Genomic DNA, 21089 nt, shown 5'->3' on the forward strand with positions numbered 1-21089 from the left:
TGTGGACCTCCACTGTCGCAGCATGCCCTGACCGGGCGCGGATTTCGACCGTTGGCGGCGCGTTCGGGGCAACAAATGCGTTCGGGGCAACAAAAGGAACGGCCGGCCGTGGAGCAGTTCCACGGCCGGCCGTACGCGTCGGGTGAGGGTCAGGGGCGGCCCATGCCGCGGTACTCCCAACCCGCCTGGGTCCACAGTGTGGAGTCGAGGCAGTTGCGCCCGTCGACCACCCGCCGGCCCCGCACCAGTTCGCCCAGGGCGACCGGGTCAGCGTTGCGGAACTCGGCCCACTCGGTGAGCACGCAGACCAGGTCCGCGCCGCTGACGGCGTCGGTCATGGTCTCCTCGTACGTCAGCTCGGGCACCGCCCGGCGGGCGTTCTCGGTGCCCTGCGGGTCGAAGACGTGCACGTCGGCCCCGGCCTTGCCGAGCAGCGAGGCGACCGCGAGCGCCGGGGCGTCCCGGACGTCGTCGGTGTTCGGCTTGAAGGTGGCGCCGAGCACGGCGATCCGGGTGCCGGAGAGGTCCGGACCGGCCGGGCCGGAGCGGCGGCCGAGCAGCTCGGCGGCGAGCTGGACCACGCGGGTCCGGCGGCGCAGGTTGATCAGGTCGACCTCGTGCAGGAATCGCAGCGCCTCGCCGGCGCCGAGCTCCTGGGCGCGGGCCTGGAAGGCGCGGATGTCCTTGGGCAGGCAGGCCCCGCCGAAGCCGAGACCGGCCTGGAGGAAGCGGTTGCCGATCCGGGGGTCGTACCCGATCGAGCGGGCCAGCTGGGTGACGTCGCCGCCGGCGGCCTCGCAGACCTCGGCCATCGCGTTGATGAACGAGATCTTGGTGGCCAGGAAGGCGTTCGCGGCGACCTTGACCAGCTCGGCGGTGGCGAAGTCGGTGACCACCAGGGGGACCTCCCGGTCCTCGGTGGCGGCCAGGTCGAAGACGCCCTTGTGGGCGGCGTAGAGCATGCCGTTGGCCCACTCGCTCTTGACGCCGACCACGATCCGGTTGGGGCGCAGCACGTCGTCGACGGCGAAGCCCTCCTGGAGGAACTCGGGGCTCCACGCCACCTCGACGCCGAGGTCGGCGGGGGTGTGCTTGCCGACCAGCTGCTCGACCCACTCGGCGGTGCCGACCGGGACGGTGGACTTGCCGACGATGAGCGCCTTGCGGGTCAGGTGCTGGGCCAGGCTGGTCACCGACGCCTCGACGTAGGACAGGTCGGCGCCCATGCCGTCGGCGCGCTGCGGGGTGCCCACGCAGATGAAGTGCACGTCGCCGAACTCGGCGGTCTCGGCGATGTCGGTGCTGAACCGCAGCCGGCCGGCGGCCAGGTTGCGCCGCAGCAGCTCGTCCAGGCCAGGCTCGTGGATCGGCACCTCGCCGGCGTTCAGCTTGGCGATCTTGTCGGCGTCGACGTCGAAGCCGAGCACCTCGTAGCCGAGCTCCGCGTAGCAGATGGCGTACGTCGCGCCGAGGTAACCGGTGCCGAGGAAGGTCACCCGGGGCCGGGCCGCGCCGGAGGGCGGGGTCACTGCGGCGATGGCCGGCACCGGCTGGGTGTTCGGGTACGGGATCGTCACGCCTGTCTTCTCCGCTCGCACTGGCGGCGCTTCCTTGCGTCGCGTTCGGCTGCGGCGCCTGGCCGGGCACCGGTTGGGGGACGTTCTGTGGTCGCCGGTCGACGTCGACGCCTGTCACGCAAGAGCCTACGCGGCGGCAAGGAGCACCAGAACGCCGGTCGCTATCCTTCACTCTGCGCGGTCGGCGGTTCTCAGGCGCTACAGACTGGGCATGATAGCGGTGAAGGGGAGGGGCCAACATGGCCGCAGAGCAGTCGTTCGACGTCTACCGGTTGCCGGAGGAGCACGAGGCGATCCGGGAGGCGGTCCGTGAGGTCTGTGCGGCCAAGGTGGCCCCGCATGCGGCTGAAGCGGACGAGACCGGCGAGTTCCCGAAGGCGTCGTACGACGCCCTGCGGGCCGCCGACTTCCACGCCCCGCACATCCCCGTGGAGTACGGCGGCGCCGGCGCGGACGCGCTGGCCACGGCCATCGTGATCGAGGAGGTGGCGCGGGCCTGCGCCTCGTCCTCACTGATCCCCGCGGTCAACAAGCTGGGCACCATGCCGCTGATCCTGGCCGGCTCGGAGGAGCTCAAGCGGAAGTACCTGACCCCGGTCGCCGCCGGGGACGCGATGTTCTCGTACTGCCTCTCGGAGCCGGAGGCGGGCAGCGACGCCGCCTCCATGACGACCCGGGCCGTGCGGGACGGCGATCACTGGGTGCTCAACGGCGTGAAGCGGTGGATCACCAACGCCGGCGTCTCCGAGTACTACACCGTGTTCGCTGTGACCGATCCCACAGCCCGCTCGCGGGGCATCTCCGCCTTCGTGGTGGAGAAGTCCGACGCCGGGGTCAGTTTCGGCGCGCCGGAGAAGAAGCTGGGCATCAAGGACTCCCCGACCCGCGAGGTCTACCTCGACAACGTCCGGATCCCGGCGGACCGGATGATCGGCGCCGAGGGCACCGGCTTCGCCACCGCGATGAAGACCCTGGACCACACCCGGGTCACCATCGCCGCCCAGGCGGTCGGCATCGCCCAGGGCGCGCTGGACTACGCCAAGGGGTACGTGAGCGAGCGCAAGCAGTTCGGCAAGGCGGTCGCCGAGTTCCAGGGCATCCAGTTCATGCTCGCCGACATGGGCATGAAGCTGGAGGCGGCCCGGCAGCTCACCTACACCGCGGCCGGCAAGTCCGAGCGTGGCGACGCGGACCTGACCTACTTCGGCGCGGCCGCGAAGTGCTTCGCCTCGGACGCCGCCATGGAGATCACCACCGACGCGGTGCAGCTGCTCGGCGGGTACGGCTACACCCGCGACTACCCGGTCGAGCGGATGATGCGGGACGCCAAGATCACCCAGATCTACGAGGGCACCAACCAGGTCCAGCGCATCGTCATGGCCCGCCAGCTGCTCAAGGGCTGACCGGGCGGACCGTTCGGGCGGGCGGGCCGGGTTCTCCGGCCCGCCCGCAACGGTCATCGGGTCTCGGTGGTGCCCTCCGGTCGCGTGGCGGCGCGCGGCGGCGCGGACCACGGCGACTCGCCGGTGTTCCGGCGGGGCAGCGGGTCGGTGGGGGTCGGGTCGGGATAGCCGAGGGTGAGCGGGGTGGTGTCCTGCTCGTTCCGGGCGCCGGACGGCGGCCAGTCGCTGAGCGCGGAGGTGTTCTCGGCCGGCTTGTCGGCCGAGGTCAGCTCCGCCTCGGCCGGCGACGCCGGCCACCGCCGCCAACGCTGCGCGCTGAAGGCCGCCATCAACAGCAGCACGCCGATCAGGAACAGCGTGCCGTTCTCCACCGGCTGGCGCAGCGGCAGCGGGTCCCCGAGCGCCTTCCAGCCGTCGGGGATCCAGTCCCGGACCGTGAACGGCGCGATGAACATCCCGACGTACGGGGTGATCAGCAGCAGCCCGGCGACGAGCGCACCCAGCGGCGAGAAGCGCAGCGTGCCGAGCAGGCCGAGCAGGATGCCGGCCACACCGAGGTAGACGGCCGGCTCGATCAGATTGGCCGTGGAGGAGGCCTTGATCTCCACCCAACGGTCGATGGTGCTGCCCGATCCGTCCTGTCCGAGGGTGATCAGCACCCAGGTGACGGGCGCCACCACCAACCCGGCGAGGAAGCTCCAGAGATGTCGCATCCGCGCACCGTACCGTTTTCGGCATGACAGATCACCCCTCCACCGGGCCGGCCGGCAAGCCGACGTCGTACTCCCGGGTCACGCTCAGCCGGATCATGACCGCGGTCGATGTCAACCTGTACGGGACCGTGCACGGTGGGGTACTGATGAAGTTCGTCGACGACGTGGCCGGGGCGGCCGCGGCGCGGCACAGCGGCGGCACCGCGGTCACCGCCTCGATCGACGAGATCGTCTTCTCCGAGCCGGTCCGGGTGGGCGACCTCGTGCACGCCCACGCCCAGGTGAACTGGACCGGCAACACCTCGATGGAGGTGGGCGTGCGGGTGGTCGCCGAGCGGTGGGACTCGGCCGAGGACGAGCCCGTCCGGGTGGCCACCGCGTACCTGGTCTTCGTGGGAGTGGACGTGGGCGGCGCGCCGCGGCCGGTCCGGCCGGTCCTGCCGGAGACCCCGGAGGACGAGCGGCGGTTCCGGGAGGCGGAGATCCGCCGGGCGCACCGGCTGGCCAGGCGCCGGGCGATCCAGGCCCACCGCGCCGGCTGACGCCCGGTCCACATACCCGCCGGGCGGGGCGTGTGGGCCGGCCACGCCCCCTGGGCGGCACCCGGTGCGGAGAATGACGCTGCGAGGTAGGGCAAGATGGCGGCACGGCCCATGTCACAGAGTCGTGCGGGCCGCAGGGAGGGTGGAGCAGTGGGTGACGTGCTGTGGACGCCGCCGGCCGACGTGCGCGAGCGGTCCCGGATCGGTGACTACCTGCGCTGGCTGGCCGAGCACCGGGGGCTGGAGTTCGCCGGCTACGACGCGCTCTGGCAGTGGTCGGTCACCGACCTCGACGCGTTCTGGCGGTCGATCTGGGACTACTTCGACGTGGTCGCGCACACCCCGCCGACCGCGACGCTGACCGACCCGGCGATGCCCGGCGCCCGCTGGTTCCCCGGGGCCGCGCTCAACTACGCCGAGAACGTGCTGCGGATGCCCGGCCGGGGCGACGACGACCCGGTGGTGATCGCGCACGGGCAGACCCGGCCGCCGGTCACCCTCACCGCCGCGGAGCTGCGCGAGCAGGTCCGCCGGGTGGCCGCCGGGCTGCGCCGGCTCGGCGTCGGCCCCGGCGACCGGGTCGCGGCGTACGCGCCGAACATCCCCGAGACGTACGTGCTGCTGCTGGCCACGGCCAGCCTCGGCGCGATCTTCTCGTCCTGCGCGCCGGAGTTCGGCACCCGCAGCGTCACCGACCGCTGGCAGCAGATCGAGCCCAAGGTGCTGGTCGCGGTCGACGGCTACCGGTACGGCGACAAGCCGGTGGACCGGCGCGGTGAGGTGGCCGCGATCCGGGCCGCGCTGCCGTCGCTCCGGCACACCGTGGGCATCGCGTACCTCGACCCGGCCGGCGCGCCGCCGGAGGGCGCGCTCTCCTGGGCCGAACTGGCCGCGCCGACCGACCAGCCGCTGGCCTTCGCCCCGGTGCCGTTCGACCACCCGCTGTACGTGCTCTACTCCTCCGGCACCACGGGGCTGCCCAAGCCGATCGTGCACGGCCACGGGGGCATCCTGCTGGAGCACCTGAAGATGCTCGCCCTGCACCACGACCTGGGCCCGGCGGACCGGTTCTTCTGGTTCACCACCACCGGCTGGATGATGTGGAACTTCCTGGTCTCCGGGCCGGCGGTGGGTGCCACCATCGTGCTCTTCGACGGCAATCCGGGCCACCCGGACCTGGGCGCGCTGTGGCGGCTGGCCGCGGAGACCGGCACCACGTACTTCGGCACCTCCGCGCCGTTCCTGCTGGCCTGCCGCAAGGCCAACCTGGTGCCGAAGGAGATCGCCGACCTCTCCGCGCTGCGCGGCGTCGGCTCGACCGGGGCGCCGCTGCCCGCCGAGGGCTTCACCTGGGTGTACGAGAACGTCGGTGACCGCCTGCAGTTGCAGTCCCTCTCCGGCGGCACGGACGTCTGCACCGGCTTCGTCGGCGGCGTGCCGCTGCTGCCGGTGCACGCCGGGGAGATCACCTGCCGGGCGTTGGGCGCGAAGGTGGAGGCCCGTTCGGCCGACGGCACCCCGGTCATCGGGGAGCTGGGCGAGCTGGTGATCACCGCGCCGATGCCGAGCATGCCGGTGGGCTTCTGGAACGACCCGGACGGCGTCCGCTACCGCGAGGCGTACTTCGAGGTCTACCCCGGGGTGTGGCGGCACGGGGACTGGATCACGATCAACGAGCGTGGCGGCTGCGTCATCACCGGCCGCTCCGACGCCACCCTGAACCGGGGCGGCGTCCGGCTGGGCACCGCCGAGTTCTACTCCGTGGTGGAGGGGCTGGACGAGGTCGTCGACTCGGTGGTGGTGCACCTGGAGGACGACCAGGGCGGCGCGGGGGAGCTGCTGCTCTTCGTGGTGCTCGCCGAGGGCCTGGAACTGGACGACGAGCTGCGGAAGAAGATCTGCCGCGAGCTGCGTACCGCCCTGTCGCCCCGGCACATCCCCGACGAGATCCACCAGGTCCGCGCCGTCCCGCGCACCCTCTCGGCGAAGAAGCTGGAGGTCCCGGTCAAGAAGATCCTCACCGGCACCCCGGTCGACTCCGCGGCCGCCAAGGGCGCCCTGGCCAACCCGGAATCCCTGACGGCCTTCGCCGCCTTCGCCCAACGCCGCACCCCCACCGACAACCCCACCCGCGCCTGACCCCCACCCCCACCCGCGTCGATCTTGGCACTTGTCGCCCCGGCGAATGGGGCACAACGCCCATCGTGGGGGCCCGAACTGCAAGATCGGCGCGCTGGGGGTGGGGGAGGGTGGTCAGGTCAGGGTGTGGGTGACCCTTTCGGTGGTCGCGCGGGAGTCGGTGCGGGTGGCGTCGAGGTTGCCGCAGAGGACGATGCTGGCGCGGGCCGTGAGCGGGGCGAGGAGCCAGTCGACCGGGTCGGGGTGGACGGCCGCGTCGATCAGCAGGCGGTCGCCGGGGGCGATGCCCAGGTCCGCGGCGCGGGCCTCCGCGCGGGCCAGCAGGTCCGCCTCGCCGGCACCGGGGTACGGGGTGAAGTGGTCGCCGTGGCCGCGTACCGCCACGACGTAGTCGGCGAAGCCGGGCGGCACCTGACGCAGCGGGGCGGCGAACGGGGCGAGCGCGAGGGCGTACCGCTCGCCCGCTGACCAGGCCGCCGCCTCCTCGGCCCGGTCCGCCGCCGCGAAGAGCACGTCCACGTCGCCCGGCTTGTCGACCACCGTCAACGTCGCCGACCAGCAGCCGAGCAGCACCGCGGCGGTCTGCCAGTGCGGCGGCAGCAGCACCCCGGCCGTGTCGCCGGGGGCGACGGCCGCCTCGTCGACGAGCAGGTTGGCCGTCTTGGCCACCCAGTTCGCGAGCGTCGCGCCGGAAAGCTCGGTCCGCTCACCGGTCGCGTCGTCGTACCAGGTCAGCAGGGGGCGGGTCGGGTCGGTCGCGATCGCGACGGCGAAGACCCGGGCAATGTTGTCGGACATCGGCGCGAACGATACGCGGTCCGCGCCCGTATTCGATGACGATGACAAGTCGGCGTACCGTCGGGTCGCAGTCAGCGTCGGGGCCCCGCCCCGGCGTAGGCTTGCCGACAGTGCTGTTCACCACAGACCCGCCAGCCTGAGGAGTCGCCCCGTGACCGCCGGTCGCCCGCCCCGCGTGCTCATCGACGCCACGAGTGTCCCCGCCGACCGTGGCGGCGTCGGTAGATACGTCGATGGCCTGCTCGGCGCCCTCGGCAAGGTCTGCGGCTCCGGCGTGGACCTTGCCGTGGTGAGCCTCCGCACCGACCTGGAGCGCTACACCCGGATGCTGCCCGGGGCGGAGGTCATCCCCGCCCCGGCGGCGGTCGCGCACCGTCCCGCCCGGCTCGCCTGGGAGCAGACCGGCCTGCCGCTGCTCGCCCAGCAGGTGGGCGCGGAGGTGCTCCACTCGCCCTTCTACACCTGCCCGCTGCGGGCCGGCTGCCCGGTGACGGTCACCGTGCACGACGCGACGTTCTTCACCGAGCCGGAGCATTACGACAAGTCCCGCCGGACGTTCTTCCGCAGCGCGATCAAGACGTCGCTGCGCCGGGCCGACCGGGTGATCGTGCCGAGCAAGGCCACCCGGGACGAGCTGATCCGGCTGCTCGACGCCGACCCGACCCGGATCGACGTGGCGTACCACGGTGTCGACCAGGCGGCCTTCCACGCCCCGAGCGAGGAGGAGAAGGCCCGGGTCCGGGCGCGGCTGGGGCTGGGCAGCAGCAGCTACATCGCGTTCCTCGGGGCCAAGGAGCCGCGGAAGAACGTACCCAACCTGATCCGCGGCTGGGCCCGCGCGGTGGCCGACCGGACCGACCCGCCGGCCCTGGTCATCGCCGGCGGCCAGGGGCACGACGACGACATCGACCGCGCGGTGGCCGAGGTCCCGTCGCACCTGCGGCTGCTCCGCCCGGGCTACCTGCGCTACGCCGACCTGCCCGGCTTCCTCGGTGGCGCACTGGTCGCCGCCTACCCGTCGTACGGCGAGGGCTTCGGCCTGCCGATCCTGGAGGCGATGGCCTGCGCCGCGCCGGTGCTGACCACGCCCCGGCTCTCCCTGCCCGAGGTGGGCGGCGACGCGGTGGCCTACACCAGCGAGGACTCGGCCCAGATCGCCACCGACCTGGCCGCCCTGCTGGACGACGAGCACCGCCGGCTCTCCCTGGCCAAGGCCGGTTTCGACCGGGCCAAGGAGTTCACCTGGGAGTCCAGCGCCGAGGTGCACATCGCGGCGTGGAGCCGGGCCCGTTCCTGATTGTCGGCTGCCGGTACGCCCGACGGTGCGTCCGCGGCATGGCGGTTCGGGCATGATGTGCTGATGTTCTACGCCGTCATCCCGGCGGGTGGCAGCGGCACGAGGTTGTGGCCGCTGTCCCGTGCCGGCCACCCCAAGTTCCTCCACCCGCTGACCGGCACCCCGGCCTCGCTGCTCCAGGCCACGGTGGACCGGCTCGCCCCGTTGGCCACACCCGAGCGCACGTTGGTGGTCACCGGTGCCGCGCACGTCGCGGCGGTGGCGCGGCAACTGGCCGGCCTGCCGGAGGAGAACATCCTCGTCGAGCCCTCGCCGCGCGACTCCTGCGCGGCGATCGCGCTGGCCGCCGCGGTGATCGTGCTGCGCGACCCGGAGGCGGTGATGGGCTCGTTCGCCGCCGACCACCTGATCGGCGACCCGGCCCGGTGGGCGGAGACGGTGCGCGAGGCGATCGGCGGCGCCGAGCGGGGGCTGCTGATGACGGTGGGCATCACCCCGACCCGGCCGGAGACCGGCTACGGCTACCTGGAGACGGGCGACCCGACCGGGGACGGTCCACTGCGTCCGGTCGTGGAGTTCAAGGAGAAGCCGGCCGCCGAGGTGGCCGAGGAGTACGTCCGCTCCGGGCGGCACCTCTGGAACGCCAGCATGTTCGTCTGGCGGGTGGACGTCTTCCTGGCCGAGCTGGCCCGGCAGCAGCCGGCGCTGCACGCCGGGATCACCGCGATCGCGGCCGCCTGGGGCACCCCGGAGCAGGACGACATCCTCGGCACCATCTGGCCGACCCTGCCGAAGATCTCCGTGGACTACGCGGTGATGGAGGGCGCGGCGACGGCCGGCCGGGTGGCCACCGTCCCCGGCGACTTCGGCTGGAACGACGTCGGCGACTTCCACACCCTCGGTGAGGTGCTGCCCGCCGACCCGGACGGCAACGTGGTGCTCGGCATCGAGGGCAAGCCGGGCGTGCTGCTGCGGGACAGCCGCGACCTGGTGGTGGTGCCGCAGTCGGGTCGGCTGGTGGCCGCCCTCGGCCTGCACGACCTGATCGTGGTGGACACCCCGGACGCGGTGCTGGTCTGCCCCCGCGACCGGGCCCAGGACGTCAAGAAGCTGGTCGACGAGCTGAAGGAGCGCGGCGAGGAGGGCTACGTCTGATCCGACGGCTCAGCGGTGCGGCGGCGCAGGGCGGCCAGGGCCGGGGCGACGAGCTGGGTGGTGCCGTCGGCCAGCGGCTCGGGGAGCCGGTCCGGCGGGAACCAGCCCAGCGCCTCGGACTCCGCGCTGACCCGCTCGGTGGCGCCCGCCGGGGCGAAGACCGCGAACCGGACGTCGTAGTGCAGCGAGCCGCCCTGGCAGGCCACCGGGTGGATGTCCACGTCGATCGGCACCGGGTCGACCACCAGGCCGGGGATCCCGGACTCCTCGGTCGCCTCGCGCAGCGCGGCCTCCGCGAGGGTCCGGTCGGCCGGCTCGCAGTGCCCACCGAGCTGCACCCACTTGTGGAACTTGCCGTGCAGGCAGAGCAGCACCCGCCCGCCGGTGGGATCGAGCACCAGCGCGCTGGCGGTGACGTGCCCGGCGCGGTGGCTCCGGCTCATCGCCACCGGGCCGGCCGTCAGCAGCCGCAGCGTGCGGTCCCGGGCCTCGGCGGCCGCCGGGCTGGTCGGGGTCCAGCCGGTCAGCACGGCGGTCGCGTCGGCGTGCAGGGCGGTGACGTCGTGGACGCCGGCGGGCGACGGATCCGTCTCGGGAGCGCCGGCCGGCGGGGCGGCGGGGCTGGTGGTCGCGGCGTCGGGCACCCCGACACTCTACGAGCGCGGCCCCCGTACCCTGGCCGGGTGGCCCTGCGACTCGTCGAGTTCGTCGTGGCCGGCAACGAGGCCAGTGACCTGCTGCCGGTCCGCTCACCGGCGGTGCTGCGCGCGCACCACGCGCGGCGCGGCTTCTGGACCGTCCTGGACGAGGGCCCGGTGGAACGCTGCCTGGCCCTGCTGCTCGAACGCGAGGACGGCGAGTGGGTGGCGCAGCACGTCGCCGCCGACGCCGGCGTGGAGAACGGCCGGACCGAGGACGGTGAGGCGCTCGCCCACCACGACGGCGGGGTGTACGTGTTCGGCTCGCACTTCGGCTCGAAGGCCGGCCCGCTGCGGCCTCGGCGGGCGTTCGTGGCCCGGTTCCGGGAGGACGACGCCGCCACCGGGACGCTGCCCGTGCACGTGGTGCGCAACCGGTTCCGGCTGCACCGGGCGGTCAACGACGCGCTCGCCGCGGCTCCGCTGACCCCGCTGCCGCCGGGCGACCGGGTCCGGCACCGGTTCATCGTGGAGACCCTGGCCCGGGGCACCGCCCGGGCGAAGAGCTGGGTGAGCCGGCTCACCGAGGACGACCTGCCGCTCAACGTCGAGGCGGCGGCCTTCACGCCGACCGGCACGGTGCTGCTCGGGCTCCGGTTCCCGGTGACCGCCGAGGGCGAGCCGATCCTGGTCGAGCTGGCCGGGGTGGCGGGGATGTTCGCCGCCGACCCGGCCTGGCCCCAGGCCGTGGGGGCGTACGCGCTGACCGGGGTGACGCCGCCGGGGGCGCTGACCGGTTTCCGGGCGATCGCGCCCACCGCCGACGGCGGATACGCGGCGGTGATCGGGTCGATCGACGCGCTGGGCAAGGGTTCGGTGCTGCTCGACGACCATCCGCAGGGCGGCGCGGTGACCTCGCGGCACGTCCGCTTCCGGCTCGACGTCACGCCGGACGCGCGGGTGGCCGGGAAGGTGGTCGCCGACCTGGCGCCGTTCCACCACGTGGAGGGCTTGGCCGAGCTGGCGGGACGCTGCTGGTACGTCACCGACGAGGACCATCGGGTGGCGCTCTGGAGCGACTGACACCCGGGTCGAGCCTCGGGGACGACCGGGTGACACCTCTGCGGAACGTGGCCCGCAGACCCTCGTGGTGCCGCCCGGTCGCCGCTTTCCCGGCCCCCGGTCGCCCCCGGAGCCGGTGATGTCCCGGTCCTGAGGGGCAAGGGGAAGCATGCCCAACCGGGCCGGGTCACGTCGAGGTTTTTCAGCCCACGCTTAAAGATGGAGATTAGTGCCGGCGGGTACAGTGCACATGGTCGGCGGGCATTCCCCCTGCCCCGCCCCCGGGAGCGCTCCATGCTGAAGATTTTTTTCACGAGCGAGGACATTCTGCGGACGAGGGTGGCCCCCACCGCGGACCCGGTCTGGGAACTGGTCCTCAGCCTGCACCTGTTGCAGGGCCGCAGCCGGGACCCGCTGCTGGCGAACTGGCGGCGCAGCGTGGCCCGGACCCTGCGTACCGACAGCGCCACCGACCGTCTCCGCCTGCTCTTCGCGCTGAACCCGCCCCGCGGCTACTTTCCCGACTTCCTCACCCCGTACGAGAGCCGGGCGGGCTTGGAGGCGGGGCTGGAGGCGGTCCGGGAAACCCCGGTCGACCTGCTGCGCCGGGATTTGACCCTGCTGGCCGGGGAGACCCCGCTGCCCTCCTCGGCGTCCGCGCTGGCCCGGGGCGAGCCCGAGGTGCTGCGCCACCTCACCGACTCGATGGTGCGGTACCAGGAGCTGGCCATCGCGCCGTACTGGTCCCGGATCCGGGCCGCGGTGGAGGCCGACCGGGCGCGGCGGGCCCGGGCCCTGCTCGACGGCGGCGTGGAGGGACTGCTCGCCAGCCTCCGGCCGAGCATGCGCTGGGAGGCGGGAATGCTCGAGGTGCTCGACTACCCGGACACCCGGGAGCTGCACCTGAACGGCCGCGGGCTGCTGCTGGTCCCGTCCTTCTTCTGTGCCCGGACCCCGGTCGCGCTGCTCGACCCGACCCTGCCGCCGGTGCTGGTCTACCCGGTCGACCGGCTCGGCGGGCTCGCCCCGGAGCCCGGCCGGGGCGCCGGTCCGGCACCGGAGGAGGGGAGCCGCCAGGCCCTGGCGGCCCTGCTCGGGCGGACCCGCGCCGCCGTGCTGGAGGCGACCGACGGCGGCTGCACCACCGGTGAGGTGGCCCGCCGGCTGCACATCTCCCCGGCCGCGGCCAGCCAGCACACCGCCGTGCTGCGCAACGCCGGGCTGCTGGTCAGCCACCGGGACCGCAACACCGTGCTGCACACGCTGACCCCGCTCGGCCGGGCGATGCTCGACGCCTGAGCCACGTCCCGGCGTCGCCCGGGGCCGGCGGTCAGAGCGCCAGGGCGCCGCCGGCGGTGCTGCCGTCGGGCGGCGGCAGCAGCGCGGAGGGGATCCCCTCCGCGGCCAGCGCGGTCCGCAGCCGTTGCAGGTCGGCGCCGAAACGCACCAGGTCCGGCTGGTCGACCGGGGTCGGCGGCGCCCCGAGGACCAGCCCGCTGGCCTGCGCCGGCCAGCCCGGCACGGTGGCCACCAGACCGGCGCGTACCTCCGCGTTGGTGACGTGGGTGAAGACCGTGCCGGGCGCGACCACGTCGGCGACCGCGGCGACGGCCCGGTCGACCGCGGCCGGGTCGGCCGGCGCCGACCCGGGCCCGTCGGCCAGGGTGGCGGCGGCGCGCAGCCCGGCGGCCGTCGCCTCGGCGGTGCCCAGCGAGAACAGGTCGAGTTCGGCGTCCCGGACCAGCGCCCGCGCGCCGTCGCCGTCGTCGGCGCGGGCCACGCCCGGGTAGCCCCGGACCACCGCGACCGGCACCTGGTCGCACTTGCCCTTGATCAGCTCACCGGCGCCGGCCAGCTCGTCCACCACGGCGATCTCGGTCAGTTGCAGCTCGTTGCCGTACGGGTCGATCTCGCCCCGGTGGTCGCGGATGGCCGGCATCCCGGCCACCCCCAGCGCCACGTCGGTGAGCCCGTTGCGCCACGGCCGGCCCATCGTGTCGCTGATGATCACCGCGACGTCGAGGTCGTAGCGGTCCCGCAGCGCCGCGCGCAGCGTCCGGGCCGAGGCGTCCGGATCCTCCGGGAGCAGCACCAGCCGGGTCTTGTCGACGTTCGAGGCGTCGATTCCGGCGGAGGCCATCACGAAGCCGTGGTGGGTCTGCACGATCCGGGTCGCCCCCCGGCTGGCGACCACCCGGGCCGTCTCGGCTTCGAGCACCTCGTCCCGGGCGGCGAGCCGCTCCGGGCCGTCCGCCGGCACGTCGACCAGCCGGCCCTCCGCCTTCGACACGATCTTGCTGGTCACCACCAGCACGTCGCCGTCGCGCAGCCACGGCGCCGCGGTGGCGATCAGCGCCGCCAGGTCGTCGCCCTCGGTCACGTCGCCGATGCCCGGCACCGGCAGGATCTCCAGCTTCACACCAGCTCCAATGCGGCGCGGACCATCGCCACGGTCGCCGCCTCGTCGGTCATCCGCAGCGGCGCCGTCCGGACGGTCACCCCCGGCACCAGCGCGCCCTCATCCTCCGGTGCGACCAGCCAACCGTCGAGCAGGCCGCCCGCCGACCGTCCGCCGTAGAGGCCGCCCACGCCGGCCGCGCTGCACTCCACCCCGAGCACCGCCAGGCAGCGGTCGGCCATGCCACGTACCGGCGCCCCGCCGATGACCGGCGACACGCCCACCACCGGCGCCGGCCCGTCGGTGACCGCTTCCCGCAGCCCCGGCACGGCCAGGATCGGCGCGATGCTCACCACCGGGTTGCTCGGCGCGATCAGCACCACGTCGGCCGAGCCGATCGCCTCCAGCACCCCCGGAGCCGGCTTCGCCGTCTCCGCGCCGACGAAGACGAACCGGTGCGTCGGGAGGTCCGCCCGGTACCGCACCCACCACTCCTGGAAGTGGATCGCCCGCTGCCCCTGGTCGCCGTCGCCGTCCGGCCCGCTCACGACGACGTGGGTCTCCAGGCGGTCATCGGTGGCCGGCAGCATGGTCAGGCCCGGTTCCCACCGGGTGGCCAACGCCTGGGTCACCGCGGAGAGCGGGTACCCGGCGTTGAGCATCGTCGTCCGCACCAGGTGCGTCGCGATGTCCTTGTCGCCGAGGCCGAACCAGGTCGGCTCGGCGCCGTACGCGGCCAGCTCCGACTTGACCGTCCAGGTCTCGCCCACCCGACCCCAGCCGCGCTCCGGGTCGGCGCCGCCGCCCAGCGTGTACATCACGCTGTCCAGGTCGGGGCAGACCTTCAACCCGTGCAGCAGCAGATCGTCGCCGACGTTGACCACGGCGGTCACCTCGGCCGCCACCTCCCGGGCGTACGCCCGGACGCCGAGCAGGAACCGGGCGCCGCCGATCCCGCCGGTCAGAACCACGATGCGCATGGCGTCCATCCTTGCGTACGCGCCGCCGTCGGTCGGCCGGTGCCCGGAGCAGACTAGGCTCACAGCGGCAACTGTCCGTTTTCGTCCCCAGGGGGAGTTCGTGACCAGCCCCGCCGAGCCCGCGTCCACCGACGCGCCGCAGGCCAGCCAGCTGACCAAGCCACTGCGCGAACTGGCCGCGCTCGTCCTGCTCGGCGCGAACGCCGTGCTCCTCGTCGTCGGCCTCTTCCGGCTGCTGGTGCCGATGGACGACTACAGCACCTTCAGCGGCCGGGCGGGGAGCACCTTCTTCGTCTTCGTCGGCGTCGAGTCGACCGTGCTGCCGGTGCTGGCCGTGCTGCTCGCCACCCACGTCCGGCCGGTGCTGCCCAAGGCCAAGCTGATCACCCAGGTCGCCCTCGGCGAGTACGCGCTCGGCGCGCTCTTCGGCGCGCTGACCTTCCTGATCTGGCTCGTCGGCCGGCTCGCCGAGGCGGAGGTGCTCGACGCCCTGCTCGGGCTGCTGACCCGGGCCGCCTGGCTGGCGATCTTCGCCGTCGCCGGGTACGTCGTCTTCAAGGTCTGGCGCACCCTGTACTACACGCCCCGGCCCAAGCCGCAGCCCGGCGTCTACGGTCAGCCGCAGCCCGGTTGGCCGCAGCCGGGCGCCCATCCCGGCCAGCCCGGCGGCTACCCGGCCCCCGGCCAGGGGGGCTACCCGCCGGCCGGCGGCTACCCGGCCCCGAATCAGCCCGGCTACCCGGCCGCGAACCAGCCCGGCTACCCGGCCGCGAACCAGCCCGGCGGCTACCCGCCGCCCGGCCAGTTCGGGCAGCCGAACCCGTCGGCGCCGCCGTTCAACACGGCCCCGCCGTACGGCAACGCCCCGCACCCGGCCCCGCCGGCCGGCGTCCCGCACTCCGCGCCGCCGTTCGGCCAGCCGCCGTCGGCCGACCCGACGCAGGCCATCCCGCGGCAGTCCGCGGAGTTCGGCCAGCCGACCTGGCCCGACGGCGACCACACCCAGCGTTTCCACGGGGACGACCCCAACCAGCCGCGCTGACCCACCGCCGGCGCCTGGCGGCCGCGCCCGCGTACCACCGCCGAGAAGAGTGGCCTGTCCCGCCGGGAGGCCGCTCTTCTCGTTGCGGCGGGCCCCGGCGCGGCCGTTCGGCGGGCGGGTCCCGGCGTCCGGTCGGGACGGTCGGGGTCAGCGCATAGGCTGGGCGGATGGTTGATCGCACCGACTCTGCCCCGACCGCGGCGAGCGTGCAGCGGGCGCTGCGCCGGGCCGCGACCGGGCGGGCGCTGGACCTCGACGAGGCGACGGCGCTGCTGACCGCCCGGGGCGCCGCGCTGGACGAGCTGCTCCGGATCGCCGGCGACATCCGCGACGCCGGGCTGCGCGAGGCCGGCCGTCCCGGTGTGGTCACCTTCTCCAAGAAGGTCTTCGTCCCACTGACCCGGCTGTGCCGGGACCGCTGCCACTACTGCACCTTCGCCACCGTGCCGCACCGGCTGCCGGCCGCCTTCCTCGACCGCGACGAGGTGCTGGCGATCGCCCGCGAGGGCGCGGCGCAGGGCTGCAAGGAGGCGCTCTTCACCCTCGGCGACCGCCCGGAGGAACGCTGGCCGGCGGCGCGGCAGTGGCTGGACGAGCGCGGCTACGACTCCACCCTGGACTACCTGCGGGCCTGTGCGGTGGCGGTGCTGGAGGAGACCGGGCTGCTGCCCCACCTGAACCCGGGCGTCCTGTCCTGGTCGGAGCTGCAACGGCTCAAGCCGGTCGCGCCGAGCATGGGGATGATGCTGGAGACCACGGCCACCCGGCTCTGGTCGGAGCCGGGCGGCCCGCACTTCGGCTCGCCCGACAAGGAGCCGGCGGTCCGGCTCCGGGTGCTCGACGACGCCGGCCGGGTGGGGGTGCCGTTCACCACCGGCATCCTCATCGGTATCGGGGAGACCCTCGCCGAGCGGGTCGACGCGCTCTTCGCGATCCGCCGCGCGCAGCGGGAGTACGGACACCTCCAGGAGGTGATCGTGCAGAACTTCCGCGCCAAGCCGGACACCGCGATGCGCGGCATGCCCGACGCCGAGCTGCACGACCTGGCCGCCACGGTCGCAGTGGCCCGGGTGCTGCTCGGCCCGCGGGCCCGGATCCAGGCCCCACCGAACCTGATCGAGGGCGAGTACGACCTCCTCCTGCGCGCCGGCATCGACGACTGGGGCGGGGTGTCCCCGGTGACCCCGGACCACGTCAACCCGGAGCGCCCGTGGCCGCAGCTCGACGAGCTGGCCCGGCACACCGCCACGGCCGGCTTCGCCCTGCGGGAACGGCTCACCATCTACCCCGAGTACGTCCGGGCCGGCGACCCCTGGCTGGATCCACGCCTGCTGCCGCACGTGACCGCGCTGGCGGATCCGGCGACCGGCCTCGCGGTCGAGTCGGCCGGCCCGGTCGGCCGTCCGTGGCAGGAGCCGGAGGAGGTGTTCGGCGGCCGGACCGACCTGCACGTGACCATCGACACCGCCGGGCGCACCGACGACCGGCGCGGCGACTTCGACAGCGTCTACGGTGACTGGTCGGAGGTGGCCGGCAAGGCCGACGCCAGCCTGGCCGGCGCCGTCCGGGCCGCCACCGGGAGCGGGGTCGGGACGACCAGCGGCGCGGACGACCACGCCCTGCGTACCGGGCTCCGGTTGGCCGCGGACGACCCGGCGGCGCTGCTGGAGCCGCGGCACGCGGACGCGGCGCTGGCGCTCTTCGCCGCCGCCGGCCCAGCGCTGGACGAGCTCTGCCGGCGCGCCGACGAGGTGCGCCGGGACGTGGTCGGCGACGACGTCACCTACGTGGTGAACCGCAACATCAACTTCAGCAACGTCTGCTACGTCGGTTGCCGGTTCTGCGCCTTCGCCCAGCGGGAGAGCGACGCGGACGCGTTCCGGCTGTCCCTGGAGCAGGTCGCCGACCGGGCCGAGGAGGCGTGGGCCGCCGGCGCCAGCGAGGTCTGCCTGCAGGGTGGGATCGACCCGAAGCTGCCGGTCACCGGCTACGCCGACCTGGTCCGGGCGATCAAGGCGCGGGTGCCGGGGATGCACGTGCACGCCTTTTCCCCGATGGAGATCGTCACCGCCGCGGCGAAGGCCGGCGTGCCGGTGAAGGAGTGGCTGGTCCAGCTCCGCGAGGCCGGGCTGGACACCATCCCGGGCACCGCCGCGGAGATCCTCGACGACGAGGTGCGCTGGGTCCTCACCAAGGGCAAGCTGCCGGCCGCCGCCTGGGTCGAGGTGGTGAGCACGGCCCACGAGCTGGGCATCCGGTCCAGCTCCACGATGATGTACGGCCACGTCGACCACCCGGGCCAGTGGCTGGCCCACTTCCGGGTGCTGGCCGGGGTGCAGGACCGCACCGGGGGCTTCACTGAGTTCGTCGCCTTGCCGTTCGTGCACACCAACGCGCCGATCTACCTGGCCGGCATCGCCCGGCCCGGCCCGACCTGGCGGGAGAACCGCGTGGTGCACGCGATGGCCCGGCTGCTGCTGCACGGCCGGATCGGCAACATCCAGTGCTCCTGGGTGAAGCTGGGCGACTCCGGCACGGTGGCGATGCTCCAGGGCGGCTGCAACGACCTGGGCGGCACGCTGATGGAGGAGACCATCTCCCGGATGGCGGGCTCGGGCAACGGATCGGCGCGTACCGAGGAGGAGTTGCGGGCGATCGCGGCGGCGGCGGGACGACCGGCCCGCAAGCGGACGACCGCGTACGGTCACGTCCGCGCTTAGCGTCGAACCTTTCCCCGTCGCCGGCCGTACCACTGGCTGCCGGCGGCGGTTTCGGCGAGGACCGTCGCCGGCAGCCCCTACCGGGGGTGCCCGGCGGCGTCCGCCTCGGCGGAGCGTCCGGGGCTCCCGGCCACCGCGGGCGCTGACGCGCCGGCCCGGAAAGGTTGCCCATGACCAGTGATCAGCGGAAGCGGCCCTGGCCGCGACTGACCCGCCGGCAGACGTTGACCGCCGCGGCGAGCGCCACCCTGGGCGCCGCCGCCCTCACCGTGCCGGGCCTGTCGGCCGCACAGAACACCCCGTCCGCAGGGCGCCGGGACGACGCGATCGTGGTCCACCTCCGCGACGCCGCCTCCGGGACCATGGACGTCTTCGTCGGCACGACCCGGATCGAGGTACGCGACCGCGCCCTGGCGGACCGGTTGCGGCGCGCTGCCCGACGCTGACCCGCCCCGCGCCGCCCGGCGGCGTGACCTCTCCCGGCGCAGGCTCTCGGCGCCGGTGATCCCACTCGACTACCGCTTCCCAGACGCAAAGGTGTGGTCCGCCATGTCCTCCCACCGTGAAGCCCCGGAGATAGCCAAGGATCCGGTCGCCGACAGCTCCGACCTGTACGCGTTCGTCAGTCCCGATCATCCGGACACGGTCACGTTGATCGCCAACTACGTGCCGTTGCAGCTCCCCTCCGGCGGTCCGAACTTCTTCGAGTTCGGTGACGACGTGCGGTACGAGATTCATATCGACAACGATGGCGACGGCTATCCCGATGTGACGTACCGGTTCGAATTCCGCACCGAGATCACCAATCCGAACAGTTTCCTCTACAACACCGGGCCGATCGAGTCGCTGGACAGCAAGAACTGGAACCGGCGGCAGTTCTACCGGCTGACCCGGGTGGCCGACGGCAAGGAGCACGTGCTCGCGCACAAGTTGCCCTGCCCGCCGTGCAACGTCGGTCCGCTCTCCACCCCGAAATACCAGGACCTGGTCCGGCAGGCCACGTTCCGCCTGTCCACGGGGGAGAAGGTCTTCGCGGGGCAGCGCGCGGACGGCTTCTTCGTCGACCTCGGCGCGATCTTCGACCTCGGTACGCTGCGGCCGTTCCAGCAGTTGCACGTGGCCGGCAAGAAGCTCTTCAAGACCGAGGGGGAGCCGGTCAACGCGGTGGACCGGATGAACGTGCACAGCATCGCCGTGCAGGTGCCGCTGAGCCGGGTCCGCCGCAAGGCCGCCCGGTACGGCGCCGCCGACCGGGCCTCGACGATCGGGGTGTGGACGTCCGCCGCCCGGCAGCAGGTGCGGGTGCTCGGCGACCGGGTGGCCGCGGACACCGCCGCCGGCCCGTTCACCCAGGTCTCCCGCCTCGGCAATCCACTGTTCAACGAGGTCATCGTGCCGATGTCCAAGAAGGACCTGTGGAACACCTTGCCGCCCGCGGAGGACAAGCGGTTCGCCCGGTTCGTCGAACAGCCGGAGCTGGCCGCGCTGCTGCCCGCGCTCTACCCGGGCGTCTTCCCCAGCCTCGACGCGCTGAACAAGTCGAAGAAGCCGCGGGCGGACCTGGTGGCGATCCTGTTGACCGGCGTCCCGGCCGGGCTGATCGACGGCTTCACCAACGTGGCCGGCGACGTCCAGGCCGACATGCTGCGGCTGAACACGGCGATCAAGCCGAACCGCAAGCCGGACCGGTTCGGTGTGCTCGGCGGCGACCTGGCCGGCTTCCCGAACGGCCGCCGGGTCGGTGACGACGTGGTGAGCATCGCGCTGCGGGCGATCGCCGGCGTCACAGTGCCGCTGGTGGACAAGGCGTTCAAGCCGGACGCCGCGGCGGCGGCGGTCACCCCGGGGCTGAGCGCCGCCGACGTGACGGCCCCGTTCCTGGGCGACTTCCCGTTCCTGGGCACCCCGTACGACGGGTTCAACAACCCGCCGGCGGCGAAGTCCTGAGGAGCGGGTCGTGCACGAGCACCAACACAGCTACGGTCCGACGGGCAGCGGCAGCGTGATGCTGAATCTCGGCGGGAACTGCGGTGCCCTGATCATCTACACCGGACGGGACCTGCACGGCCGGGAGATCGAGATCAGCCGGGACGACGAGGAGCGGCGGACGCACTCCGCGGTGCGGGAGCGGCAGGTCCGCGACGGGGTGTTCCACAGTGCCGTCTACCCGGATCTCGAGGCCGGCCTGTATACCGTCTGGTGGGACGACCGGACACCGGCCGGAGCGATCTCCGTCACCGGTGGGTCGATCGCCGAATTCGTCTGGCCGACCAGCTCTCCGCCGGGGGCGGGCTGATCCTCCGACGCCCTCCGGCCGCCGCGCCCCGTCCCATCACGTGGACGGGGCGCTGCCGGTGCTGTCCCGCTCGACGGGCGGTCGGCGCGGACTCGGGTTAACCTTTGCCCCACCACAATGCTGATCTTGGACGCTGCCGCGCCGGCCGCCCGGGTACGGCCCGCCGGAACCTCCACCGGGGGTCTCCGGCGTCGTCGTCGCCGGGCACGCCACGGCAGAAAAGCCGGGCAACTCGCCGGTGAGGGCGTTACTCGTCCGGGGTCTGAATCGATAGGGCAGGTTGCGAGGCTCGGGCGGCTCGGTCGGTCGTCCGGGACGTGTCGGGAGGG

Annotated in this window: 18 protein-coding genes; 12 read left to right on the forward strand and 6 right to left on the reverse strand. The window is 73.6% G+C overall.

The window, feature by feature from the left end; genetic code table 11:
* Positions 1-149: 149 nt before the first annotated feature.
* Entirely contained in the window at positions 150-1577 is a 1428-nt protein-coding gene (locus ACFOYX_RS26655; RefSeq protein WP_322440638.1) for a UDP-glucose/GDP-mannose dehydrogenase family protein, read from the reverse strand.
* 239 nt (positions 1578-1816) lie between these two features.
* On the opposite strand from ACFOYX_RS26655, the gene ACFOYX_RS26660 reads away from it, so the two are divergent.
* A complete protein-coding gene (locus tag ACFOYX_RS26660; protein WP_322440637.1) occupies positions 1817-2980 on the forward strand; it encodes an acyl-CoA dehydrogenase family protein in 1164 nt (387 codons plus the stop codon).
* 53 nt (positions 2981-3033) lie between these two features.
* On the opposite strand, the gene ACFOYX_RS26665 is transcribed toward ACFOYX_RS26660, so the two are convergent.
* Entirely contained in the window at positions 3034-3693 is a 660-nt protein-coding gene (locus ACFOYX_RS26665; protein ID WP_322440636.1) for a hypothetical protein, read from the reverse strand.
* 23 nt (positions 3694-3716) lie between these two features.
* On the opposite strand from ACFOYX_RS26665, the gene ACFOYX_RS26670 reads away from it, so the two are divergent.
* Both ACFOYX_RS26670 and ACFOYX_RS26675 read left to right on the forward strand, forming a co-directional pair.
* The gene (locus ACFOYX_RS26670; protein ID WP_109805948.1) at positions 3717-4235 is read left to right on the forward strand and encodes an acyl-CoA thioesterase; all 519 of its coding nucleotides are present in this window, start codon (positions 3717-3719) and stop codon (positions 4233-4235) included.
* A 150-nt stretch (positions 4236-4385) separates the two neighbouring features.
* Entirely contained in the window at positions 4386-6374 is a 1989-nt protein-coding gene (locus tag ACFOYX_RS26675; protein ID WP_322440635.1) for an acetoacetate--CoA ligase, read from the forward strand.
* A 114-nt stretch (positions 6375-6488) separates the two neighbouring features.
* Here the strand turns inward: ACFOYX_RS26675 and ACFOYX_RS26680 are convergent, their stop codons facing one another.
* Complete coding sequence (locus tag ACFOYX_RS26680; RefSeq protein ID WP_322440634.1) at positions 6489-7172, reverse strand: TIGR03089 family protein; 684 nt, start codon at positions 7170-7172, stop codon at positions 6489-6491.
* Between the two features lie 151 nt (positions 7173-7323).
* Here ACFOYX_RS26680 and ACFOYX_RS26685 point away from each other — a divergent pair, with 151 nt between their 5' ends.
* Positions 7324-8469 (forward strand): glycosyltransferase family 1 protein, encoded by a 1146-nt coding sequence (locus ACFOYX_RS26685; protein ID WP_109800151.1) that lies wholly within the window; start codon positions 7324-7326, stop codon positions 8467-8469.
* Between the two features lie 63 nt (positions 8470-8532).
* Positions 8533-9624, forward strand: a complete 1092-nt coding sequence (locus ACFOYX_RS26690; RefSeq protein WP_109800150.1) for a mannose-1-phosphate guanylyltransferase — start codon at positions 8533-8535, stop codon at positions 9622-9624.
* Here the strand turns inward: ACFOYX_RS26690 and ACFOYX_RS26695 are convergent.
* A complete protein-coding gene (locus ACFOYX_RS26695; protein WP_322440723.1) occupies positions 9615-10175 on the reverse strand; it encodes an NUDIX hydrolase in 561 nt (186 codons plus the stop codon). The genes ACFOYX_RS26690 and ACFOYX_RS26695 overlap by 10 nt on opposite strands.
* Before the next feature lie 132 nt (positions 10176-10307).
* Between ACFOYX_RS26695 and ACFOYX_RS26700 the strand changes: the two genes are divergently transcribed.
* Positions 10308-11345 carry a hypothetical protein gene (locus ACFOYX_RS26700; RefSeq protein WP_322440633.1) on the forward strand — a complete coding sequence of 346 codons (1038 nt, stop codon included), beginning with the start codon at positions 10308-10310 and terminating at the stop codon, positions 11343-11345.
* A 273-nt stretch (positions 11346-11618) separates the two neighbouring features.
* Positions 11619-12623, forward strand: coding sequence for a winged helix-turn-helix domain-containing protein (locus ACFOYX_RS26705; RefSeq protein WP_322440632.1), 1005 nt, complete (start codon positions 11619-11621; stop codon positions 12621-12623).
* 31 nt (positions 12624-12654) lie between these two features.
* On the opposite strand, the gene ACFOYX_RS26710 is transcribed toward ACFOYX_RS26705, so the two are convergent.
* Entirely contained in the window at positions 12655-13743 is a 1089-nt protein-coding gene (locus ACFOYX_RS26710; protein ID WP_322440631.1) for a coenzyme F420-0:L-glutamate ligase, read from the reverse strand.
* Positions 13740-14702 (reverse strand): 2-phospho-L-lactate transferase, encoded by a 963-nt coding sequence (cofD, locus tag ACFOYX_RS26715; RefSeq protein WP_322440630.1) that lies wholly within the window; start codon positions 14700-14702, stop codon positions 13740-13742. Before cofD ends, ACFOYX_RS26710 begins: the two co-directional genes overlap by 4 nt.
* A 100-nt stretch (positions 14703-14802) precedes the next feature.
* Between cofD and ACFOYX_RS26720 the strand changes: the two genes are divergently transcribed.
* From ACFOYX_RS26720 to ACFOYX_RS26740, 5 genes are all read left to right on the forward strand, one after another.
* The gene (locus ACFOYX_RS26720) at positions 14803-15744 is read left to right on the forward strand and encodes a hypothetical protein (protein WP_322440629.1); all 942 of its coding nucleotides are present in this window, start codon (positions 14803-14805) and stop codon (positions 15742-15744) included.
* A 167-nt stretch (positions 15745-15911) separates the two neighbouring features.
* A complete protein-coding gene (locus ACFOYX_RS26725) occupies positions 15912-18464 on the forward strand; it encodes a bifunctional FO biosynthesis protein CofGH (RefSeq protein ID WP_322440628.1) in 2553 nt (850 codons plus the stop codon).
* Positions 18465-18634: 170 nt separating this feature from the next.
* Complete coding sequence (locus ACFOYX_RS26730) at positions 18635-18910, forward strand: hypothetical protein (RefSeq protein WP_109800144.1); 276 nt, start codon at positions 18635-18637, stop codon at positions 18908-18910.
* A gap of 103 nt (positions 18911-19013) precedes the next feature.
* Positions 19014-20411, forward strand: coding sequence for a DUF4331 domain-containing protein (locus ACFOYX_RS26735; RefSeq protein WP_322440627.1), 1398 nt, complete (start codon positions 19014-19016; stop codon positions 20409-20411).
* A 10-nt stretch (positions 20412-20421) separates the two neighbouring features.
* Positions 20422-20760, forward strand: coding sequence for a phospholipase (locus tag ACFOYX_RS26740; RefSeq protein WP_377534506.1), 339 nt, complete (start codon positions 20422-20424; stop codon positions 20758-20760).
* Positions 20761-21089: the final 329 nt, after the last annotated feature.

Source organism: Micromonospora sp. GCM10011541 (genome assembly GCF_042650725.1).
GTDB lineage: Bacteria > Actinomycetota > Actinomycetes > Mycobacteriales > Micromonosporaceae > Micromonospora > Micromonospora sicca.

Excerpts from the sequence above, each read along its gene's own strand:
- cofD (WP_322440630.1), bottom strand. The coding sequence starts at position 14,702 with ATGCGCATCGTGGTTCTGACCGGCGGGATCGGCGGCGCCCGGTTCCTG.
- ACFOYX_RS26690 (WP_109800150.1), top strand. The coding sequence starts at position 8,533 with ATGTTCTACGCCGTCATCCCGGCGGGTGGCAGCGGCACGAGGTTGTGG.
- ACFOYX_RS26670 (WP_109805948.1), top strand. The coding sequence starts at position 3,717 with ATGACAGATCACCCCTCCACCGGGCCGGCCGGCAAGCCGACGTCGTAC.
- ACFOYX_RS26705 (WP_322440632.1), top strand. The coding sequence starts at position 11,619 with ATGCTGAAGATTTTTTTCACGAGCGAGGACATTCTGCGGACGAGGGTG.
- ACFOYX_RS26730 (WP_109800144.1), top strand. The coding sequence starts at position 18,635 with ATGACCAGTGATCAGCGGAAGCGGCCCTGGCCGCGACTGACCCGCCGG.
- ACFOYX_RS26660 (WP_322440637.1), top strand. The coding sequence starts at position 1,817 with ATGGCCGCAGAGCAGTCGTTCGACGTCTACCGGTTGCCGGAGGAGCAC.
- ACFOYX_RS26680 (WP_322440634.1), bottom strand. The coding sequence starts at position 7,172 with ATGTCCGACAACATTGCCCGGGTCTTCGCCGTCGCGATCGCGACCGAC.
- ACFOYX_RS26735 (WP_322440627.1), top strand. The coding sequence starts at position 19,014 with ATGTCCTCCCACCGTGAAGCCCCGGAGATAGCCAAGGATCCGGTCGCC.
- ACFOYX_RS26725 (WP_322440628.1), top strand. The coding sequence starts at position 15,912 with ATGGTTGATCGCACCGACTCTGCCCCGACCGCGGCGAGCGTGCAGCGG.
- ACFOYX_RS26665 (WP_322440636.1), bottom strand. The coding sequence starts at position 3,693 with ATGCGACATCTCTGGAGCTTCCTCGCCGGGTTGGTGGTGGCGCCCGTC.